Genomic DNA, 19,636 nt, shown 5'->3' on the forward strand with positions numbered 1-19,636 from the left:
TCCACGGGCGCAGATTCGGGCAGGGTCGGAAACATCCGGCCCTCTTTGTTTTGCGTTTAGGACGTCAACCAAAGACCGGTGGAACCAACCGCCCGGCCAGAAAAAAACCGTGTAAAGGAAATGATGCCACATGGCTAACGCAACTATGGAGGAATTCGAAGCCCTCCTTAACGAAAGCTTCGAAATCGACACCCCTGCTGAAGGTTCGGTTGTCAAAGGTAAGGTCATCTCGATCGAGGCTGGCCAAGCTATCATCGACGTAGGCTACAAAATGGAAGGCCGCGTTGATCTGAAAGAATTCGCTAACCCAGGCGAAGCTCCATCCATCGCTGTCGGCGACGAAGTCGAAGTGTTCCTGCGCGCAGCAGAGAACGCACGTGGCGAAGCTGTTATCTCGCGCGAGATGGCACGCCGCGAAGAAGCATGGGACCGTCTGGAAAAAGCATACGCTGCAGAAGAGCGCGTCGAGGGCGCAATCTTTGGCCGCGTCAAAGGCGGCTTTACTGTCGATCTGGGCGGCGCTGTTGCGTTCCTGCCAGGCAGCCAAGTCGACGTACGTCCAGTTCGTGACGCTGGCCCTCTGATGGGTCTGAAGCAACCATTCCAGATCCTGAAAATGGACCGCCGCCGTGGCAACATCGTTGTGTCGCGTCGCGCAATCCTGGAAGAGTCGCGTGCAGAACAGCGTGCTGAAGTTATCGGCAACCTGACCGAAGGTCAGTCGGTCGAAGGCGTTGTTAAAAACATCACCGAATACGGTGCATTCGTTGACCTGGGCGGCGTAGACGGCCTGCTGCACGTCACCGACATGGCATGGCGCCGTGTGAACCACCCATCGGAAATCCTGACAATTGGTGAATCCATCAACGTTCAGGTTATCAAGATCAACAAAGACACCCACCGCATTTCGCTGGGCATGAAACAGCTGCAAGCTGATCCATGGGATTCTGTTGAAAACAAATACCCACTGGAATCGGTACACCAGGGCCGCGTGACCAACATCACCGACTACGGCGCATTCGTCGAACTGGAGCCAGGTGTCGAAGGTCTGGTACACGTTTCCGAAATGTCGTGGACCAAAAAGAACGTACACCCAGGCAAAATCGTTTCGACCTCGCAAGAAGTCGAAGTCATGGTTCTGGAAATCGATTCGTCCAAACGTCGCGTTTCTCTTGGCCTGAAACAGACCCAGCGCAACCCATGGGAAGTCTTTGCTGAGACCCACCCAGAGGGCACGCAGGTTGAAGGCGAAGTCAAGAACATCACCGAATTCGGTCTGTTCGTTGGCCTGCCAGGCGACATCGACGGCATGGTTCACCTGTCCGACCTGTCGTGGGACGAGCGTGGCGAAGATGCGATCCAGAACTACCGCAAAGGCGACATGGTTAAGGCCGTTGTCACCGAAGTGGACGTCGAAAAAGAGCGTATCTCTCTGTCGATCAAAGCTGTTGAAGGCGACCCATTCGCTGAAGCAATCGGCGGCGTAAAGCGTGGTTCGGTTATCACCGTTGAAGTTACCGCAATCGAAGACGGCGGTATCGAGGTTGAATACGAAGGCATGAAATCGTTCATCCGTCGTTCCGACCTGTCGCGTGACCGTGCTGACCAGCGCCCAGAGCGTTTCGGCGTAGGCGACAAAGTCGACGTTCGCGTAACCAACGTAGACAGCAAAACCCGCAAACTGGGTCTGTCGATCAAAGCACGCGAAATCGCAGAAGAAAAAGAAGCTGTTGAGCAGTACGGTTCGTCCGACTCCGGCGCTTCGTTGGGTGACATCCTGGGCGCAGCCCTGAAAACCAACGACTAATCAGTCCTGGTTATCACCAAAAAGAACCCCGTCACGGCAACGTGGCGGGGTTTTTTTATGCGAATCAAACCTTTCGAGTGCTGCAGTGCAGCAGCCAGCATCCGTCAACAATGCGGGTCATTATGGTCGGATAATTGACCCAACTGCCCGAAATTCATGCGAAAATTCGTGTTTTGGCCTAGATAGACCTATTTCCCGATCTAGTTTCCTTTCCTATAGTCGATGTCGGGGCACAATGGACTGCCTAGTATGTTTCCTGAGGGGGGATCGTTTTCATGATCAGATCTGAACTGATCCAAAAGATTGCTGACGAAAATCCGCATTTGTACCAGCGTGACGTCGAAAAGATTGTGAACACCGTGTTCGATACCATCACCGAAGCCATGGCCGACGGACACCGTGTTGAACTGCGCGGTTTTGGCGCCTTTTCGGTAAAGAAACGCGATGCCAGAACTGGCAGAAACCCGCGCACCGGTGAATCGGTCGAGGTTGATGAAAAACACGTTCCGTTCTTTAAGACAGGCAAACTATTGCGTGATCGTCTGAACGGCGACGAATAAGAGAGACGGATGAAAACCTTACGTTATGCTTTTTGGGGCCTTGTCGCCCTGTGTCTGGTATTGGTCGGACTGGCCAATACCGAAGTTGTCCTGCTACGGGCTATGCCGCCTGCATTGGCGTCGCTGCTGGGCATTTCGCCTGATATCGAAATCCCACTGTTCATGGCAATTTTCCTAGGCGTTGGCGTCGGGTTGTTGATCGGCTTTCTGTGGGAATGGATTCGCGAACATAAAAACCGTGCTGAAGGGCGGGCCAAAGCCCGCGAAGCCGCACAGTTGCGCCGCGAGTTGGACCGCCTGAAAGACATGGACGGCGACGGCAAAGACGATGTTCTGCAGTTGGTTGAACGCACCTAAATGCCCGACGTCAGAGTGAAAATTTGCGGCCTGCGCGATAGCGCGGGCATTCAGGCTGCGGCAGAGGCTGGCGCGGCATACGTCGGTTTCGTGTTCTTTCCCAAAAGCCCACGGAATGTGACGATTGCTGATGCGGCCATGTTGGCTGTTCAGGTGCCGATCGGCGTGGCCAAGGTCGCGTTGGTTGTGGATGCAGATGACGCGTTTTTGGATGACCTAACGGCGAATGTCCCGCTGGACATGATCCAGTTGCACGGATCAGAAACGCCCGAACGTGTATCCGAGGTACGGGCGAAATACGGCCTACCCGTGATGAAAGCGATCAGCCTGTCATCCCCCGAAGATACCCATCAAATCGATATCTACAGCCAAGTCGCCGACCAATTGCTTATCGACGCAAAACCGCCGGCAGGATCCGATTTGCCGGGTGGTAACGGCCACGAATGGGATTGGACGCTGGCGCGCCGCAAATATTGGACTCGGCCATGGATGTTGGCGGGCGGCCTAACGCCTGAAAACGTGGCCCGCGCTGTCGATCTGACAGGCGCGCGGCAGGTCGATGTGTCCTCTGGCGTAGAAAGCGCAAAGGGCGTCAAAGACCACGATTTGATCCGCAAATTCGTGGCTGCTGCACAAGCATAACAAATTGGGTTGTCCGACCGTCGGGCGGCCCTAAAAATAGCAGTACCGCTTTACCCTTTGATAGCGAAAGGGTAGGAGTTTTCGGCAAACGCGGGGAGGCCAAAATGGCAGACGATCTATTCAACAGCTTTATGAACGGTCCTGACGAAAACGGACGTTTTGGCGATTACGGCGGCCGTTTTGTTGCCGAAACGCTGATGCCGCTGATCCTTGATCTGCAGGCAGAATACGAAAACGCCAAAGACGACCCCACGTTCTGGGCGGAAATGGATGACCTGTGGAAACACTATGTCGGTCGTCCGTCGCCGCTGTATTACGCGTCGAACATGACCGAAGAGCTGGGCGGCGCAAAGATTTACCTAAAGCGTGACGAGCTGAACCACACCGGCGCGCATAAAATCAACAACGTGCTGGGCCAGATCATTCTGGCGCGCCGCATGGGCAAAACCCGTATCATCGCGGAAACCGGTGCAGGTCAGCACGGCGTTGCGACTGCGACTGTTTGTGCGAAATTCGGTCTGAAATGCGTTGTTTACATGGGCGCGCACGACGTGGAACGCCAGCAGCCAAACGTGTTCCGCATGAAGTTGCTGGGCGCCGAAGTTGTTGCTGTGACCTCGGGTCGTGGCACGCTGAAAGACGCGATGAACGATGCGCTGCGTGACTGGGTGACCAACGTCGAAGACACGTTCTATTGCATCGGCACCGTGGCTGGTCCGCACCCGTACCCAGCGATGGTCCGTGATTTCCAATCGATCATCGGCAAAGAGGTCCGTTGGCAACTGCCCGAACAAGAAGGCGAAGGCCGTTTGCCTGACACCGTGATCGCGGCGATTGGCGGCGGTTCGAACGCGATGGGCCTGTTCTATCCGTTCTTGGATGATCCATCGGTCAACATCATCGGGGTCGAAGCCGGCGGCAAAGGCGTCAACGAAAAGATGGAGCACTGCGCGTCGTTGACGGGTGGCCGTCCGGGCGTTCTGCACGGGAACCGCACCTATCTGCTGCAAGATGACGATGGTCAGATTTTGGAAGGTTTCTCGATCTCGGCCGGTCTGGATTACCCTGGTATCGGGCCAGAGCACGCTTGGCTGAATGACATCGGCCGCGCGCAATATGTGTCGATCACCGACAAAGAGGCGCTAGAGGCATTCCAATTCGCCTGCCGTACCGAAGGTATCATTCCTGCGCTGGAACCATCCCATGCACTGGCACATGTGATGAAAATCGCGCCGACTCTGCCCAAAGACCACATTCTGGTGATGAACATGTGTGGTCGCGGCGACAAAGATATCTTTACTGTCGCGCGCCATTTGGGCGTTGAAATGGGCGGCAAAACCGAAGGTCGCGATACCGACTAATCGCGTACTAAACGGACGAACTACGAAAGGGCAAAGGTGTGCAAACCTTTGCCCTTATTTCGTTTGGCGAATTTCATTGTGGTTCGGTGTCTGCCCATGTTGGCGGCGAAAAAGTCAAACCACGAGGGCCAGTCCAATGTCTATTTTTACCAGAGTTTTCCCGACCGTCGCGCTGTTTGCAGGGGTGTTTGCAGCGCCTGTTCATGCACTTACCGTGACCGAAGCAATCGCCGCCGCAGAAGAGGCAGGTTATAGCGTTGTTGCCGTTCGCACATCGCGCGATGGAACGGTCGTATCGGTCTTAGCCACAGATGGATCGGGCTATTACGATATCGACTATGATACGACGTCGGGCGAATCCGTCACCGCAACCGTATCCGTCCGTGATGACGTTACCGCGGCATCGTCTGACGATGTGGCAGCAGCCATCGCAGCGGCCGAAGCGGCGGGCTATACCGTTGTGTCGGTACGGTCGACCGACAGCGGCGTGACCGTTTTGGCGACAGACGGCGAAACGCTGTACGACGTTGACTATGACAGCGCGACCGGTACGACGACCACAGAAACATCGACCCGTCCGGAACGTCATAACGGTGGCCGCCCCGCGCGCGATGTTGATGAAACCGATTCTACTGAAACCACTGACGAAACTGATGAAACCCGTCCGGAACGTACCGATCGCAGCAATGACCGTGGTCATGGCGGGCGCGGCGGCGAAAAAAATGGCCCCAACGGGCGACGGTAATCTTTCGTTTATTCGTTAAACCCTCATCGTCGCGATAATTAGCGGCGATGACTGCTAGGTAAGGCACATTATGAAACTTTTGCGAATGGCACTTTTGGGGGCTGGTCTGTTGTGGGGCGGTATTGCGCATGCGCAATCAACTCCAGAGGAGATTGCAGCCCAATTGATTGCCGAAGGTTACACCGATGTGCAGATCGAACGAACACTGTTGGGGCGTGTTAGGATCGTCGCAATTGGTGCCGATGGTCGTCGTGAAATCGTAATTCAACCGACCACCGGTGCGATCCTGCGGGATCGCGTTAAGGACAATAATCCGCGCCCTGAACCGCAGGGTGACAATGGATCGCCGCCTCCTCCGTCTTTTGATGAAAGGGATGACGACGACCAACGCCCCGATCGCCCCCAGCCACCAGATGACCAAGACCGCGATAGGCCTGAACCGCCTGATCGCGACAATGATGATAAGGGCGATGATCGGCCCCCACGGGAACGTTGAATATGGATTTTGTAAACAGACTACAGGCAGCGTCTCTGGGCGTCGTGATGGTCATTTCGCTGCAGGTTGTGTGTGCATGTGTTTTTGTCTGGGAACTGCTGTCGTCGGTGACGGGCGGGGTATTGCCGCCTATTCCTTGGCAGTTATTTGAAATCGTTCAAATCATTGCCGCAGTTGGTTTGATCGCTGGGATTATTCTGGGCGCACGTCTTTTGCGGAAATCCGAATGCCGCGCAGAAAATGCTGAAAACCGTTTGCGCGCAGCCTCTGGTGCCTTTGGTGAACTGGTCGAAGAACGGTTTGAACAATGGGCTTTGACGCCAGCGGAGCGCGATGTCGCGCTGTTTGCGATCAAAGGCATGACAACGGCTGAAATTGCATCTTTGCGCAACACATCCGAAGGCACGGTCAAGGCACAGACCGCATCGATCTATCGCAAGGCAGGTGTATCGGGCCGCCCTCAGTTGATCAGCCTGTTTATCGAAGATTTGTTAGACGCCGAAACCGCAGCGCCCATCCGTCAGGCGGCGGCGTGACGTTCCAGAATTTGCAACGGTACAATGTCTAGGGCGTTTTTGTGCGTCGCCTTTAGGTCAACGAGCGGGGCGCAGCCTTCGTCGGCGGCCTGCAGAAAACGTCCGGCACATAAACACCATTTGTCGCCCGCCTTTAGGCCGGGAAAATTGAACGCAGGAACGGGCGTTGTCAGATCGTTTCCGACGTATTTGGAATAGGCCAGAAATTCATCCGTCATGACGGCACAAACCGTGTGGCTGCCGGTGTCGTCGCTGCAGGTGTTGCAGTGCCCATCACGGAAATACCCTGTCAACGGATCGGCAGAGCAGGGGATTAAAGGGTCACCGTAGACGTTCACGGATGGATCTTGTTCGTACATCTGATGCCTTTCTTAAACGGGCGGTGCCCAGTGAAGCCACCGACCATGAAAATCCATGCGCCCCAGCGATAGTTTCAAATCATTCGGCCACAGGCGCAACGATATCCCAGCCCCATCGCCTTTGCCGTCATTTTCGATCTGCAACCACGCAAGAGGCGCATCTGCATTGGTCGCGCGTCCAACCATTTCCATGATCGCTTCGCCGCGGTATTGCGCGTCTCTGGGCAGATACTGCCATGCGATTGTCGAATAGACCAAAGTTAAATGACCTTTACGCGTCGACAACGATTTACTTAGCCAATCGACGGCGTCGGCCTGATCGATTTTCGCGTTGAACATGGAAATCGCGGCATCTGTCAGGTCCATCCTGTGCGGCTGGTCGGGCCAGATGTAGGATTTTAGACGCAACCGGTCGATCGGGCCGTGAACGTCAATCGGGGCCAGATCAACGCCGCGCCGATCGCTGATTGTAACGGGGCCCGCAGGCGGGGGATTGCCTTGCCAATCAGGGGTCAGTTGCACGGTGCTATCTGCAGGGCCAAAGACCGCGGCGTCTACGTTCAGCGCGAATTGATCCCACATCAAATTCAGACCGGCGCTGCACCCGATTTCCCGCAAATCTATCGGCAGCCCATAGCGGCGATGTAGCCATTGCCCTGCCGCGATCAGGCCAGCGCTTCGTCGGACTTCGTTCGTTTGGGGCGGACTGTCGATAAAGGTCGAAATATAGGCCGCTTCTTTGTCCAGCGCCCAATCAACGGCCCCCCATAGGATTTCGATGTCTAGGTCATTCGGCGGATAAGCGTCCTGTAATCCGCAGCGGTCCAACATCCGCAAAGCATGAAGCGCCCCCGTCAGGCGCAACGGCAAAGATTCAGCCGCCGGACCTAAATCGCCGGGCCAGTTGAATAGCCGTTTCTTCAACGGCGTGTCGGGGCGTAAACGTTCTGCCAAAAGCTCTAACAAGGTTCGCATAAACGGCGACCCCAGTTTTTCGCAGGCTTTCGCCTGATCTAACAAAGCTTCGGTCAGGCGTTCGGTCATTTGAATTTGTCTGCCAGTTTCTGCAATGGGCTGCGGTTGTCGATTTCGGGTTCGGTAGGCGAATCCTTTTTCTTGTTTTCGGCAGGTTGCGCGGTTTTTTTACCTTGTTGGCCTGTCCCCGATCGCGGCGGGTTCACCCGCAAGGCGACTGCGTTCATGAATTTTGCGCCGTCACCTGCCGCCAAATCGGCCGCGCCATCGCTGCATCCGCGGATCATATCGTCCAGCCAATCCTGATCGGCCTTGGCAAAGTCGGACAGGACATAGCCCGCAACGCGGTCTTTGTGGCCGGGGTGGCCGATGCCCATGCGGATGCGGTCATAGTCTGCACCGATGTGCTGATGGATCGACCGCAGACCGTTGTGGCCCGCATGCCCGCCACCCGTTTTCAGGCGGCATTTGCCGGGGGCTAGGTCCAATTCATCATGGAAAACAATGACATCCGCAGGGGTCAGTTTGTGAAACCGCATGGCTTCGCCCACAGATTGACCCGATAGGTTCATGAATGTGTCGGGTTTCAGCAGGATGACTTTTTCCGATCCAAACCTGCCTTCGCTGGTTTGGCCCTGAAATTTCGACCGCCACGGGGTGAACCCGTGGTCGTCTGCAATGCGATCCAATGCCATAAACCCGATGTTATGACGGTTCTGCGCGTATTTCGCGCCGGGGTTGCCGAGGCCTACAAATAACTTCATATCCTACCCATACCCTCAGGGCATGGCAGAGCCAACATATTTGCTATATACATAAGGCATTGCCCCGTGTATTCGGCGGCCTTGACCTTTTGACCCGAAAGCCTCCTGACATGATCCCGACCCTATCCGCCGCGCTATCCGAGCGCGGGTATGACAAATTGACCGACGTACAAGAAGCCGTATCCAACCCAGAATTGGCAGGGCAGGATTTGCTGGTTTCCGCACGGACAGGATCGGGTAAAACAGTTGGATTTGGTATCGCAATCGCATCCGACATTCTGGACGAAGACGGCAACGCAGGTCGCGCAGGTTTGCCAACCGCGCTGATCGTTGCACCAACCCGCGAACTGGCGTTTCAGGTCGGCCGCGAATTGGAATGGCTATACGCAAAAACCGGCGCTGTGATCGCGCTGGGCGTTGGCGGTATGGACCCACGCAACGAACGCCGCGCGCTGGAACGCGGTGCGCATATCGTTGTGGGCACCCCTGGCCGTATCCGTGACCACATCGAACGCGGCGCGCTGGACCTGTCGATGGCCCGCGCCATCGTTCTGGACGAAGCCGACGAAATGCTGGACCTAGGGTTCCGCGAAGATCTGGAATTCATCTTGGGCGAAGCACCCGAGGACAAGCGTTCGTTGATGTTCTCGGCCACTGTGCCGCCGATGATCGCGAAACTGGCCAAAGAATTCCAAAAAGACGCAGTCCGCGTCGAGGTTCAGTCGAAAACCGAACAGCACGCCGATATTTCGTATCAGGTGCTGAACGTCGCACCGCATGATGCGGAAAACGCGATGATCAACTTGCTATTGTTCCATGACCCGAACAACGCGATCATCTTTGCCAACACCCGCGCTGCTGTGGCCCGTTTGACGGCTCGTCTGTCGAACCGTGGTTTCCAAGTTGTGTCGCTCTCGGGCGAACTGACCCAGACCGAACGCAGCCACGCATTGCAGGCAATGCGCGATGGCCGCGCAAAGGTCTGTGTGGCGACCGACGTTGCTGCACGCGGTATCGACCTGCCGGGTCTGGAATTGGTGATCCATGCCGAAACCCCGCAAAACACCGAAGCCCTGCTGCACCGTTCGGGCCGTACCGGCCGCGCGGGCCGCAAAGGTATTTCGGCATTGCTGGCGACCCCACGTGACCGCCACAAGGTTGGCCGCCTGTTGAAATGGGCGAAGCTGGACGCAGAAAACATCGATCCGCCTAGCGCAGAAGAAGTGCAAGCCCGCGAAGAAGAGCGCCTGATCGGCAGCCCTGTTTTCAGCGAAGCCCTGAACGAAGATCAGTCCAAGTTCGCTGCGAAACTGCTGGATAAATATTCGGCGGAACAGGTCGCTGCAGCTTATCTGCGCCTGTATCAGGAACGTCGCTGCGCACCAGAAGAGCTGGGCGGTGCGACCCGTGAACGCGCGCCGCGCGAAGATTTCGGTCCGTCCACTTGGTTCTCTTTGTCGATCGGTCGCAATGGCCGCGCAGAGCCGCGTTGGATTCTGCCGATGATCTGCAAACAGGCGGGCATTTCCAAAACCGCAATCGGCAAGATCCGCATCACCGATGACGCGACCCTGATCGAGCTGAAAGAAGCTGACGCTTCGGCGCTGGTTGCACGCGAAGGTGAAACCATCGGGATGGAGCAGGGCCTGACCCTGTCGAAAATGGACGGAGCGCCATCCATCCCTGATCGCGGATCTCGTGATGATCGTGGTCCACGTAAACCACGTGATGACCGTGGCCCACGCGGCGGTTTCAAATCGCGCGACGATCGCGGCCCACGTGGTGACCGTTCGGGCGGCGATTTCAAAGGTCGCGGCGACAAACCACGCGGCGATTACAAATCGCGTGATGACAAACCACGTTACGACGATAAGCCACGCGAAGACCGCAAGCCACGTTACGACGACAAACCGCGCGAAGATCGTAAGCCACGCTATGACGATAAACCGCGTGAGGATCGCAAGCCTCGCGGTGATTTCAAATCGCGCGACGATCGTGGTCCAAAGGGTGATTTCAAAGACCGCAAGACGCGCAGGGATGACAAGGGCGGACGTCCTTCGAAATTCGAAAGCGCCGTGTCCAAATCCGATAAGGACCGTTCGTTCAAGAAAAAGACCGATGGCGCGCCAAAGTCGAACAAACCAAAGTTTGACGTGAACGACCCATCTGCAGGCCGCAAACCACGCAAAGGCGTCCGCGTGAAAGGCAAAGGCGCTGATGCCAAACCTTTCGCGAAAAAGGGCGGCGGCAAATCGTTCAGAAAATAAGAATTGAAAAAGGGGCCCGCTGCGGCCCCTTTTTTGTGGCGCTGTCGTATCTAACAGCGGGCCAATAAAAAACGGGGCCCGAAGACCCCGTTTTCTAAATTCAGTCGAAACGCAAAGATTACTCTTCTGCTGCTGCTTCTTCTTCGTCGTCGCCGCCTGCAACCAGACCCGATGGAGCCGAGATGTTCGCAATAACGAAGTCACGCTCGATGGTTGGTTTCACGCCTTCTGGCAGGGTCACTTCGGAGATGTGGATCACATCGCCGATTTCTTTGCCGGTCAGGTCAACAACGATCTGTTCAGGAATGTCGCCTGCAACAACGTTCAGTTCAACTTCGGAACGAACGACGGTCAGAACGCCACCTTTTTTGATGCCTGGTGCTGCTTTGTGGTTTTCGAATTCCACGTGCACGAACAGGTTCACACGGCTGGTGCGTTTCAGGCGCATAAAGTCGATGTGAGTTGGCAGGTCTTTTACAACGTCACGCTGAACGCCGCGGCAGATGACGCGAACGTCTTCTTGGCCTTCGACTTGCAGGTTGAACAGGGTCGACAGGAAGCGGCCTTGTTTCAGTTTCTGCAGCAGTTTGTTGTAGTTCAGGTTGATCGGCAGAGGGTCTGCGCCGCCACCATAAACAATACCTGGTACCAGGCCATCACGACGAGCTTGACGAGCGGCCCCCTTGCCTGTCCCCGTACGTTCCGTGGCGATAAGATCAGGAATCTCACGTGCCATTTTAATTCTCCAAAAATAAAGGGGCTGTCCTCCAAGGGTGTGCCAGCCCGGTTAGAAGCCGTCCCCTTACACGCGAATCCCTATTTTGCAAAGGTCAAAACGCCCCGTTTCTCCCATGTTTCGCGATATTCGCGCGGGAAGAGCCCAAAGCGTCGCCGGGGGCAAGCCCCCACTCGGCTTTGGGCGCGCAATACTTGCGCATACCAGCGCCCGGCCTTAGAAGCCAATCAACTAGATAGGAGGGTCCTATGGGATTCAAGATGGGTATCGTGGGTCTGCCGAACGTCGGTAAATCGACCCTCTTTAACGCGCTGACAAAAACAGCTGCTGCGCAAGCGGCGAATTTTCCATTCTGCACGATCGAACCGAACGTCGGTGATGTGGCTGTGCCTGACGCACGTCTGGACACATTGGCGGAAATCGCAGGGTCCAAGCAGATCATTCCAACCCGCATGACGTTCGTCGATATCGCGGGTCTGGTCAAAGGTGCATCCAAAGGCGAAGGTCTGGGCAACCAGTTTCTGGCCAACATCCGCGAATGTGATGCTATCGCTCACGTTCTGCGCTGTTTCGAAGACGACGACATCACCCACGTTGAGGGCCGCGTAGATCCTGTTGCGGACGCGCAGGTGATCGAAACCGAACTGATGCTGGCCGATCTGGAAAGCATCGAAAAACGCCGCGCCAATCTGGTGCGCAAGCTAAAGGGCAACGACAAAGAAGCCCAGCAGCAGGATCGCCTGCTGGCCGCTGCGCAAGAGGTACTGGAAAACGGCCAGCCTGCGCGCACGGTCGAGGTTTCGGACGAGGACATGAAGCAGTGGAAAATGCTTCAGTTGTTGACCCAGAAGCCAATCCTGTACGTGTGCAACGTCGAGGAATCCTCGGCTGCTGAGGGCAATTCCAAGTCCGCCGAAGTCGCCAAAATGGCCGAAGAGCAGGGCGCAGGTACCGTGGTTATTTCCGCCCGCATCGAAGAGGAAATCAGCCAGCTGGACGCTGAAGAAGCTGAAATGTTCCTAGGCGAGATGGGTCTGGAAGAAGCCGGTCTGGATCGCCTGATCCGCGCAGGTTACGAATTGCTGAAGCTGGAAACCTATTTCACCGTTGGCCCGAAAGAGGCCCGCGCGTGGACCATCAAGGCAGGCACCAGCGCCCCGCAAGCGGCTGGCGTGATCCACGGTGATTTCGAAAAAGGCTTTATCCGTGCGGAAACGATCGCCTATGCCGACTATGTCGAATTTAAGGGCGAAGGCGGTGCCAAAGAGGCCGGCAAAATGCGCGCAGAGGGCAAGGCATATATCGTCAAAGACGGCGATGTGATGCATTTCTTGTTTAACAACTGATCGCGTAAAGCAGTTATTGAAATGCCCGAGGTGGTTTTGCCATTTCGGGCATTTCAGCGGCCTTTTGGCGCGTACGGTGCGACGCTACCCATGTGCGTGTCGGCTGTGGGCCCTTTGCGGTCGTTCGCGCATTGCTGTAATCCTTCTGCATGAGCACATGGCGTCCTGCATCCAGAATACGACTCAAGGCGTTAGGCCTGCATTGGCGCGACGGTCGGCTTCTTGCGGCTGAAGTTCTTGATGACGCGGGGCGCGTGACGGGCGTGCGACCTCTTGGTGGAGCAGTCGAGTTTGGTGAAACGGTAGAGGCTGCGGTCGTTCGAGAGTTTCAAGAGGAACTGGGAATCACGGTGAAAATTGCTTCGCCTCCTACTTTCATGGAAAACATTTTCGTTCATGAAGGCAGTCTTGGGCATGAGATTGTTGCGATCTTTGACGTGTCTTTTCCGCCTAACACCTTTGCCGCGGAAAAGCGCATCCAATTCACTGAAGATAATGGGACCATCGGCTTTGCGGAATGGTTCTCTTTGGAAAGCTTAGACATTGCCGGCGGCCCGCAGCTGTATCCTTCGGGACTGAAAGCGCATCTTTTGGGGGAAGGCTGAACGACAGCTTTGCCCGCACTGCTGACATGTGTCCAAACTCGGTTTACCAGGTCGGAAGAGGCAGCATGTCAGGCGCGTTTTGCCGTAAGTGACGTTCGCACGCGGACCGCAGCTTGGCTATTCCATCGATCTCTTCCATTTTGACGTTCAATTCATAGGCCCGATTCCAGAGCTTAACGCCCAATGTCTCGCCTCCAATGTCTAGCTCAAAGTCGGCATCCGGATGGCAGATCACATCATGCATAATCCCGGTTTCTTCCAAAATTTCGGAAATTTCGGTCAGCTCTAGAGCGCGCGTCACCTGCAACCAATCCATCACCTCGTCTTTTGACACATGGCCAAGTTCAAATTGGTAGACAAGCCCGTGGTCCGCATCGGTGAACATCATTTCGATCGGCACGGCGCAATCGACCATTTTGGTTTCCAAAATCTTGTTCCGGATTGTGCCGGTTTCGACCAACTCGACGGCATCGGCAAAGGTGCGGGGGCTTTGCGGCTCTTTCTGGCGCGGGCTTTGTACCCTTTCGCGGGGTGATTTCGCATCGTTTTGGCGAAACTCTTGATATCGGCCGACAAGCCAAACCAACAGCAGCAGAACAGCGACCATAATCGCAAGCACGAGTACCGTGTTGACGATCTGCGGGAAGTCGCTGGCGCCCGATAGAAGCTCATAGATGAACTCATAGATTGTTGGTAACGCGCTAAATCCACCTAGCATCGTACACCCCATAGAAATCAATGCAGGCAGTGTCGGCGTGGATTGTGTTCAGCTTATGTAATTTTCGGGCCAGTGGTTGGTTATTTCTAGGTACGCGGGGCATTCCTGCGCCCTTAGCCATTCCGCCCATCGGTCATCGGTCGTGTCGCGGGGCAGGTCGGGGCGTTCGGGTGGGCGAAAAATGAATTCTTCGCCCGCGGTCGACCGGATCGCGCGGGCGGGCGTGTAGATCACCCAATCAAATTCCGAAAATTGACGCCTGAGCCGGGGCAGGGCGATTTCCAGCGGATCCTGCGGAATATCGCACCAACCGGCGAACAAACGCCGCGACGAACCGGATGGCAATTCATGCAGGCGCAGCCGTTGATTGAACCGTTTCAGCGATGCCAGAACATCCTGCTCCATGGTTGTCAGTGCGGTAATGTCGGGGTCGCTGCTATCGGTCAATAGCGCGGGTTTCAGACGCAATCCCCACGCCGTGCGATACAACAGGGCAAAGCGGTCCTGCGCTTCGTGCCAGCCGGCCACATCAGACAAATGCACAAACCGTTCGGGGACGCGCACCTTGAATTTTTCCGCAGGCAGGCGCGGGATGTCCAGCGCCGTCCCGATTTTCCATTGCAAATGTTCGGGTGGGATACGCGCAGCCAAAAGCCGCCGCGCAGTTTGGCGCCACGCAGAAACGGTTCCGGCAAAGGGTAAAGTGATGTCGACCATGGTAGGCTCTGGTTTTTTTGTTCACTTTATGTTCTTTTTGCGTGCGTGCAAATCCCAAAAAGAACAAACTACCCGCCGCGATGAATTTTCTTACTTTCCAGCCTTGTTTTCCCCTTTGGTCGCAGATAAACGGGTCGACGGAGACGTGGCCGAGTGGTCGAAGGCGCTCCCCTGCTAAGGGAGTAGGCGGGTAACCGTCTCGAGGGTTCGAATCCCTTCGTCTCCGCCACTATTCTGAAAATTGGCAAAAGCGTATATTTATCAACGTGTTGATGGGGCCGGCGCTGCCAATCCAGACCAATCAATCAGACCAACTTTTATTTTCCAATTTATTGCGTTCTCTTGCTCTTGCTGCGCTGGGCGGACTGGTCTCGAGTCATGGAGTCTTGCTCATAGCTTTGCCGGGGCCTCTGGTTGAAAGGTATGGTGAGTTGAGGAAAGGTCTCTGATAGTCTGCGTGGTCAATTCGTCCGTATGTGGAAGTTTTAACGGATAGCGGACCGCCGCGAACCTGCGGTCGCACCTCTTGCGTGTAAAAATAAATCTCTATCTAGTTTAGCGTGATTGATGCGCTTAAACTCACGACAACAACTTGTGAGTTTTGATAAATGAATAGTTATACCCATTCCTTTACCCTGAAAGTCGAAGAGCGACACACCAAGCTAATCCGACTTGGTAAGCCACGTGTTACACAGAATAAATCAGGTGCCATCACACGGATTTATCTTCCAGTCACCCACAATAAGCTTGGGCTATTCAAAGAAATTAGCGGTGCTGATCGTTACACACTTCAAGAAAAACTAAACGAGTTAATGTTAGCTTGGGATAAGAAGTACCAAGCTCATATCGCAAAAGGCGACCGAGAGGCAGGTAAAGAGTTAGCGGCTGAGTTAGTCACTGAGGCTGAACAAAAGTTGGGCGAACTCGAAAGGCTTCTAAACCAAACGCTTCAAGTTGATGATACTGTCGATTGGGACAGTTTGACGTCAGATGAGGAATATGAGTTTAGGCCATTTCCCAAGGCGGAACCCAAATCGTCAAATGCTCCAAAGAAACCAGAGCTGATTCTTCCAAGATACTTCCCGCCGCAAATATCTTTTTTCCAACGTTTGTTGGGGCAAGCCTCTAAATTGATCGCGGACGAAAGAGGGCGTTATCAAGCCAAGTGTGAAAAAGTACGCAGTGAGCATGAAGAACATCTTAAAGAATATGAGCAAAAGTTATTGGAAATAGCCTCTGCTCACGAGGCGAATCTACAAGCTTGGAAGCTTGAGGGTGAAGCGTGGGCGCAACAAGAGGAGACCGAAGCGCTTCGTGTTTCCAAAGAGCGAGATCAGCACAACAGAAGTATCCAAGACCTCAAAGAACAATGGTCTATTGGCTCGCCTGCCGCTGTTGTAGAGCATGCCTCACTCGTACTGGATGCTTCGGAATATCCAGACTGGTTTCAGGGAAGTTACCGCTTAGAGTTTGATGAAGACGATAGGTTGATGAGGGTGGAATTTATGCTCCCAACTCCATCAGTTGTTGATGTCCCCAAGACGGCTCGATTTATTGCTTCCACCGGAGAAATTAAAACCACCAGCATATCGAAAGCAGAGCAAAAACGACTGTATGATAGCCTGTGCTATCAGGTTGCCCTACGTACCGTTCATGAGCTTTTCGAGGCTGATACACCAAACAATATAGACTCTGTGTTGTTTAATGGTGTTGTGCGCCATACCGACCCGGCTACTGGCAAAGAAGAAGACTTAACAATCATGTCTGCCGTCTTTGAACGGGGTAAATTTCTTGAAGTAAACCTCGCTGCGGTAGACCCAAAGGCCTGCTTTAAGAGTTTCAAGGGGGTCTCTGCGGCTTCGCTAAGTGGCCTCGCAGCGATTGCTCCAGTTATTCAATTCGATACAGCTGATAGGCGGTTTATCGAGGGGCGTGAAGTTGCTGCTGGGGTAGATGAGGGCATGAATGTCGCGGCGATGAGCTGGGACGACTTCGAGCACCTTGTAAGGGAAATCTTTGAAAAAGAATTCGCGAGTCGTGGCGGTGAAGTAAAAGTAACCCAATCAAGCTCGGATGGTGGAGTGGATGCGGTTGCTTTTGACCCGGACCCGATTACCGGCGGTAAGATCGTCATTCAAGCTAAACGCTACACCAAAACTGTTGGGGTCTCTGCGGTGCGAGACCTTTATGGTACCGTGATGAATGAAGGTGCCAGCAAGGGCATCTTGGTCACCACTGCGGATTATGGACCGGACGCTTACAAGTTTGCTGCTGATAAGCCCATCACGCTGCTCAACGGGGCCAACCTTCTCCACCTGCTTTCCAAGCATGGTGTCAACGCGCAAATTGATCTCAAGGCAGCACGACAAGAACTTGGCTACGCAAATGCAAAATTGTCATAGTAAAGACTTGTTCGGAGGGAAACGCTCTCCATTTGTTTATCTTTGGTGGAATTGGAGTTGAAGAGTGTTGAAAATCGAAGGTCTCGATGAGTTACAGCAGGGTCTCGACCGTATTGTTAAAGCATTAGAGGAGATAGAAGGAGATTTTGGGACGGTTTCATTCGACCCCGAAGACCCAGCTAGCATTGAGCAAGCCATATCCACAATGGAACGGATGGTCGACGACAAGCTTGCTGACACCCATCGCAATGAGTTCGTCGAAGAATTAGTTCAGGAATTGAAAGATAAGTTTCGAGAGCAAATTCTTGAAAGCGCAGCTCAAGCACGCCTTGAGGATGACCAATGAGTGAGGCGCAGAGCATATTCAAAAAGATCAAAAATACACTTTTAGATCTTCAACAGGCCGACTTTCAGTCTTATCACCAACATCTTGCCAAACTGGGGCGTCTGCTCCAGCACGATGATCTAAAGGTGTACAATCAAGAACTGACTTCAGGCTTAGACCTCGACGCATTTCTCGCCTCAGGAGAAAGCTCGAAAAGCTCAATGGTTGGTAGCGCGAAACTTCCTTGGCCAGATGATGATCTGAAAACAATGGGCCTTCAGCTGTTGCTTGTCTTGAAGTTCAGTAGCGACCCTGAGGCTATTTCGCATTTTGGTCGCACCTACTACTGGACGGGCTCTAATAAGATCATCAGTGCCGTTCACGCGGTGGTAGGTCAATTAATCATCCCATTTTTCCGCGACTACCAAGAATACGTCGAGAGCCGTGGTAACGTAAGTCCCGAACTGATAATTCCGCTGACAAACAAAGTATTCATTGTTCACGGGCACGATACCGGTGCGCGAGAGGAAGTGGCGCGGTTTCTGATGAAGATCGGCTTCGAGCCAATCATTCTGAATGAGCAAGCCAACAAGGGCATGTCGGTCATTGAGAAGATCGAGGCCTATTCTGATGTTGGTTTTGCCGTCGTATTGTTGACGCCCGATGATCTCGGTAAAGCGAAGGGTGACTCAGAGCTAGAGCCTCGTGCTCGCCAAAATGTTCTTCTTGAACTTGGGTATTTTATGTCGAAGCTCAACCGAGACAAAGTGTGCGTTCTAAAGCGCGGAGATGTTTCCATTCCGACAGATTTTGCAGGAGTTGTGTGGGAGAATATGGATGTCGCCGGAGCTTGGAAGTCTTCGCTAAGTCGTGAATTGCAAGCGGCCGGCCATAAGATCGATTGGAATAGGGTCATGGGCTAGCTGTTGCTTGTGTCAGCAATGATCAAGCCGGTTACTGATGGCCAAGTTTCAGTGTGAACCTTAAGCTCATGCGTATGGCTCAATGATCAAAGCTTCAAGCGCTCCATGCCTCCAATGCCGCCTCTGCATTCGCTGGGTCTTCCTTAATGCGTAAAACCGCCTGCCGCGAAAGTCCCGTGGCTTTTGAGATCGAAGAGGTACCTTCGCCTTGCGATAGCATCTCTAAGACCAATGTTAGCTGATCGCGGCTGTAGCTTGGCTTGCGACCTCGGTAGCTCTTGGGGTCACGTTCGCGTGCAGCCGCTATTCCGGCCTTCTGGGCCTCTTTCGTGGCTTCTGCTTGGGCTTGAGCCGTTGCGGCCATGAAGGCAATGAGAGCGTCTCGCACGGCTTCCTGCATCGGGTCTGTGGTCGCCCCGTCGAAGGTCAGACCATTGATGACAGTGCGGATGACAACGCCACCACGCATGAACTCTCTGATAGTGTCCGTCACGTCCTGATAGTTCCGACCTAGGCGGTCCACCCATCGCACAACTAGCGTGTCTCCCTCGCGGAGCATGTCAAACAGCCTTCGGCCTTCTTCACGTTCTTTGAGGGTAGTCGAGACCCCAGACACACCATGGTCCGCTACCACCTTGTCTATCGCGAAGCCTGCTGCCTCCGCCTGAGACTTTTGATGGTCAATTGTTTGTTCAGAAGTCGAGACACGGGCATAGAGGATGGTCGCCATAAGGTTTCCTTAGGGTGTTCGTTAGGGTTGTGTCCGATAAATGGGCTGTCCGTTGATCGAAGTCAACCCTAATGGACACCTGAGCGGTCACCATTTGAAGTGTCCGTAAAGCTATAGCCTATCGGACAAAAAATGTTTCCTGATGATTTTTTAGTGATGCCAGTTGGGAAAATGGGGTCCTCAGATTTGCAGGTGTCAAGCAGCTTGCGGTAATAGTTAGGGGCGAAACCACTGCAGTGTATTCTCTTAATTGGCGATAATTGAG

General features: G+C 54.3%; 22 protein-coding genes and 1 tRNA gene. 16 read left to right on the forward strand and 7 right to left on the reverse strand.

What is annotated here, in order from left to right; all coding sequences use genetic code 11:
* Positions 1-130 precede the first annotated feature (130 nt).
* The 8 genes from rpsA (at position 131) to ACXAGA_RS07595 (ending at position 6,504) form a co-directional block, all read left to right on the forward strand.
* The gene (gene rpsA / locus ACXAGA_RS07560) at positions 131-1,807 is read left to right on the forward strand and encodes a 30S ribosomal protein S1 (protein ID WP_475116879.1); all 1,677 of its coding nucleotides are present in this window, start codon (positions 131-133) and stop codon (positions 1,805-1,807) included.
* A 275-nt stretch (positions 1,808-2,082) separates the two neighbouring features.
* Positions 2,083-2,367 (forward strand): integration host factor subunit beta, encoded by a 285-nt coding sequence (gene ihfB / locus ACXAGA_RS07565; protein WP_086449647.1) that lies wholly within the window; start codon positions 2,083-2,085, stop codon positions 2,365-2,367.
* A gap of 9 nt (positions 2,368-2,376) precedes the next feature.
* Complete coding sequence (locus tag ACXAGA_RS07570) at positions 2,377-2,724, forward strand: LapA family protein (protein ID WP_475116880.1); 348 nt, start codon at positions 2,377-2,379, stop codon at positions 2,722-2,724.
* Positions 2,725-3,366, forward strand: coding sequence for a phosphoribosylanthranilate isomerase (locus tag ACXAGA_RS07575; RefSeq protein WP_475116881.1), 642 nt, complete (start codon positions 2,725-2,727; stop codon positions 3,364-3,366).
* Positions 3,367-3,470: 104 nt separating this feature from the next.
* Complete coding sequence (trpB, locus tag ACXAGA_RS07580) at positions 3,471-4,727, forward strand: tryptophan synthase subunit beta (protein WP_475116882.1); 1,257 nt, start codon at positions 3,471-3,473, stop codon at positions 4,725-4,727.
* A gap of 136 nt (positions 4,728-4,863) precedes the next feature.
* Complete coding sequence (locus ACXAGA_RS07585) at positions 4,864-5,472, forward strand: hypothetical protein (protein WP_475116883.1); 609 nt, start codon at positions 4,864-4,866, stop codon at positions 5,470-5,472.
* 70 nt (positions 5,473-5,542) lie between these two features.
* Complete coding sequence (locus tag ACXAGA_RS07590; RefSeq protein WP_475116884.1) at positions 5,543-5,968, forward strand: hypothetical protein; 426 nt, start codon at positions 5,543-5,545, stop codon at positions 5,966-5,968.
* 2 nt (positions 5,969-5,970) lie between these two features.
* Positions 5,971-6,504 carry a helix-turn-helix transcriptional regulator gene (locus ACXAGA_RS07595; protein ID WP_475116885.1) on the forward strand — a complete coding sequence of 178 codons (534 nt, stop codon included), beginning with the start codon at positions 5,971-5,973 and terminating at the stop codon, positions 6,502-6,504.
* On the opposite strand, the gene ACXAGA_RS07600 is transcribed toward ACXAGA_RS07595, so the two are convergent.
* From ACXAGA_RS07600 to pth, 3 genes are read right to left on the reverse strand one after another with little or no spacing between them, the layout of a single operon-like run.
* The gene (locus tag ACXAGA_RS07600) at positions 6,489-6,863 is read right to left on the reverse strand and encodes a DUF2237 family protein (RefSeq protein WP_475116886.1); all 375 of its coding nucleotides are present in this window, start codon (positions 6,861-6,863) and stop codon (positions 6,489-6,491) included. The genes ACXAGA_RS07595 and ACXAGA_RS07600 overlap by 16 nt on opposite strands.
* Before the next feature lie 12 nt (positions 6,864-6,875).
* Positions 6,876-7,907 (reverse strand): DUF2332 domain-containing protein, encoded by a 1,032-nt coding sequence (locus ACXAGA_RS07605; protein ID WP_475116887.1) that lies wholly within the window; start codon positions 7,905-7,907, stop codon positions 6,876-6,878.
* Complete coding sequence (pth, locus tag ACXAGA_RS07610; RefSeq protein WP_475116888.1) at positions 7,904-8,602, reverse strand: aminoacyl-tRNA hydrolase; 699 nt, start codon at positions 8,600-8,602, stop codon at positions 7,904-7,906. The genes ACXAGA_RS07605 and pth overlap by 4 nt, the downstream gene beginning before the upstream one ends.
* 110 nt (positions 8,603-8,712) lie before the next feature.
* Here pth and ACXAGA_RS07615 point away from each other — a divergent pair, with 110 nt between their 5' ends.
* A complete protein-coding gene (locus ACXAGA_RS07615) occupies positions 8,713-10,869 on the forward strand; it encodes a DEAD/DEAH box helicase (RefSeq protein WP_475116889.1) in 2,157 nt (718 codons plus the stop codon).
* A 118-nt stretch (positions 10,870-10,987) separates the two neighbouring features.
* Here ACXAGA_RS07615 and ACXAGA_RS07620 read toward each other — a convergent pair whose 3' ends face one another.
* Positions 10,988-11,605, reverse strand: coding sequence for a 50S ribosomal protein L25/general stress protein Ctc (locus ACXAGA_RS07620; protein WP_475116890.1), 618 nt, complete (start codon positions 11,603-11,605; stop codon positions 10,988-10,990).
* Positions 11,606-11,853: 248 nt separating this feature from the next.
* Between ACXAGA_RS07620 and ychF the strand changes: the two genes are divergently transcribed.
* Together ychF and ACXAGA_RS07630 are read left to right on the forward strand one after the other, a co-directional pair.
* Positions 11,854-12,951: a redox-regulated ATPase YchF gene (ychF, locus tag ACXAGA_RS07625; RefSeq protein ID WP_475116891.1), complete on the forward strand. Its 1,098-nt coding sequence runs from the start codon at positions 11,854-11,856 to the stop codon at positions 12,949-12,951.
* 149 nt (positions 12,952-13,100) lie between these two features.
* Positions 13,101-13,556: an NUDIX hydrolase gene (locus ACXAGA_RS07630; RefSeq protein WP_475116892.1), complete on the forward strand. Its 456-nt coding sequence runs from the start codon at positions 13,101-13,103 to the stop codon at positions 13,554-13,556.
* A 43-nt stretch (positions 13,557-13,599) separates the two neighbouring features.
* Here the strand turns inward: ACXAGA_RS07630 and ACXAGA_RS07635 are convergent, their stop codons facing one another.
* The gene (locus ACXAGA_RS07635) at positions 13,600-14,274 is read right to left on the reverse strand and encodes a hypothetical protein (protein WP_475116893.1); all 675 of its coding nucleotides are present in this window, start codon (positions 14,272-14,274) and stop codon (positions 13,600-13,602) included.
* Positions 14,275-14,322: 48 nt separating this feature from the next.
* On the reverse strand, positions 14,323-14,991 hold the full coding sequence (locus tag ACXAGA_RS07640; RefSeq protein WP_475116894.1) for a DUF4130 domain-containing protein: 669 nt from the start codon (positions 14,989-14,991) through the stop codon (positions 14,323-14,325).
* Between ACXAGA_RS07640 and ACXAGA_RS07645 the strand changes: the two genes are divergently transcribed.
* From ACXAGA_RS07645 to ACXAGA_RS07665, 5 genes are all read left to right on the forward strand, one after another.
* On the forward strand, positions 14,981-15,169 hold the full coding sequence (locus ACXAGA_RS07645) for a hypothetical protein (RefSeq protein WP_475116895.1): 189 nt from the start codon (positions 14,981-14,983) through the stop codon (positions 15,167-15,169). The two genes, ACXAGA_RS07640 and ACXAGA_RS07645, sit on opposite strands and share 11 nt — an antisense overlap.
* A tRNA-Ser gene (locus ACXAGA_RS07650) sits at positions 15,131-15,220 on the forward strand. Before ACXAGA_RS07645 ends, ACXAGA_RS07650 begins: the two co-directional genes overlap by 39 nt.
* A gap of 379 nt (positions 15,221-15,599) precedes the next feature.
* A complete protein-coding gene (locus tag ACXAGA_RS07655) occupies positions 15,600-17,393 on the forward strand; it encodes a restriction endonuclease (protein WP_475116896.1) in 1,794 nt (597 codons plus the stop codon).
* A 64-nt stretch (positions 17,394-17,457) separates the two neighbouring features.
* Positions 17,458-17,739: a hypothetical protein gene (locus tag ACXAGA_RS07660; protein ID WP_475116897.1), complete on the forward strand. Its 282-nt coding sequence runs from the start codon at positions 17,458-17,460 to the stop codon at positions 17,737-17,739.
* Positions 17,736-18,641, forward strand: a complete 906-nt coding sequence (locus ACXAGA_RS07665; protein WP_475116898.1) for a TIR domain-containing protein — start codon at positions 17,736-17,738, stop codon at positions 18,639-18,641. Before ACXAGA_RS07660 ends, ACXAGA_RS07665 begins: the two co-directional genes overlap by 4 nt.
* A 94-nt stretch (positions 18,642-18,735) precedes the next feature.
* Here ACXAGA_RS07665 and ACXAGA_RS07670 read toward each other — a convergent pair whose 3' ends face one another.
* The gene (locus tag ACXAGA_RS07670) at positions 18,736-19,371 is read right to left on the reverse strand and encodes a recombinase family protein (protein WP_475116899.1); all 636 of its coding nucleotides are present in this window, start codon (positions 19,369-19,371) and stop codon (positions 18,736-18,738) included.
* Between the last annotated feature and the right edge of the window lie 265 nt (positions 19,372-19,636).

The organism is Marivivens sp. ABH4_498 (assembly GCF_056160585.1).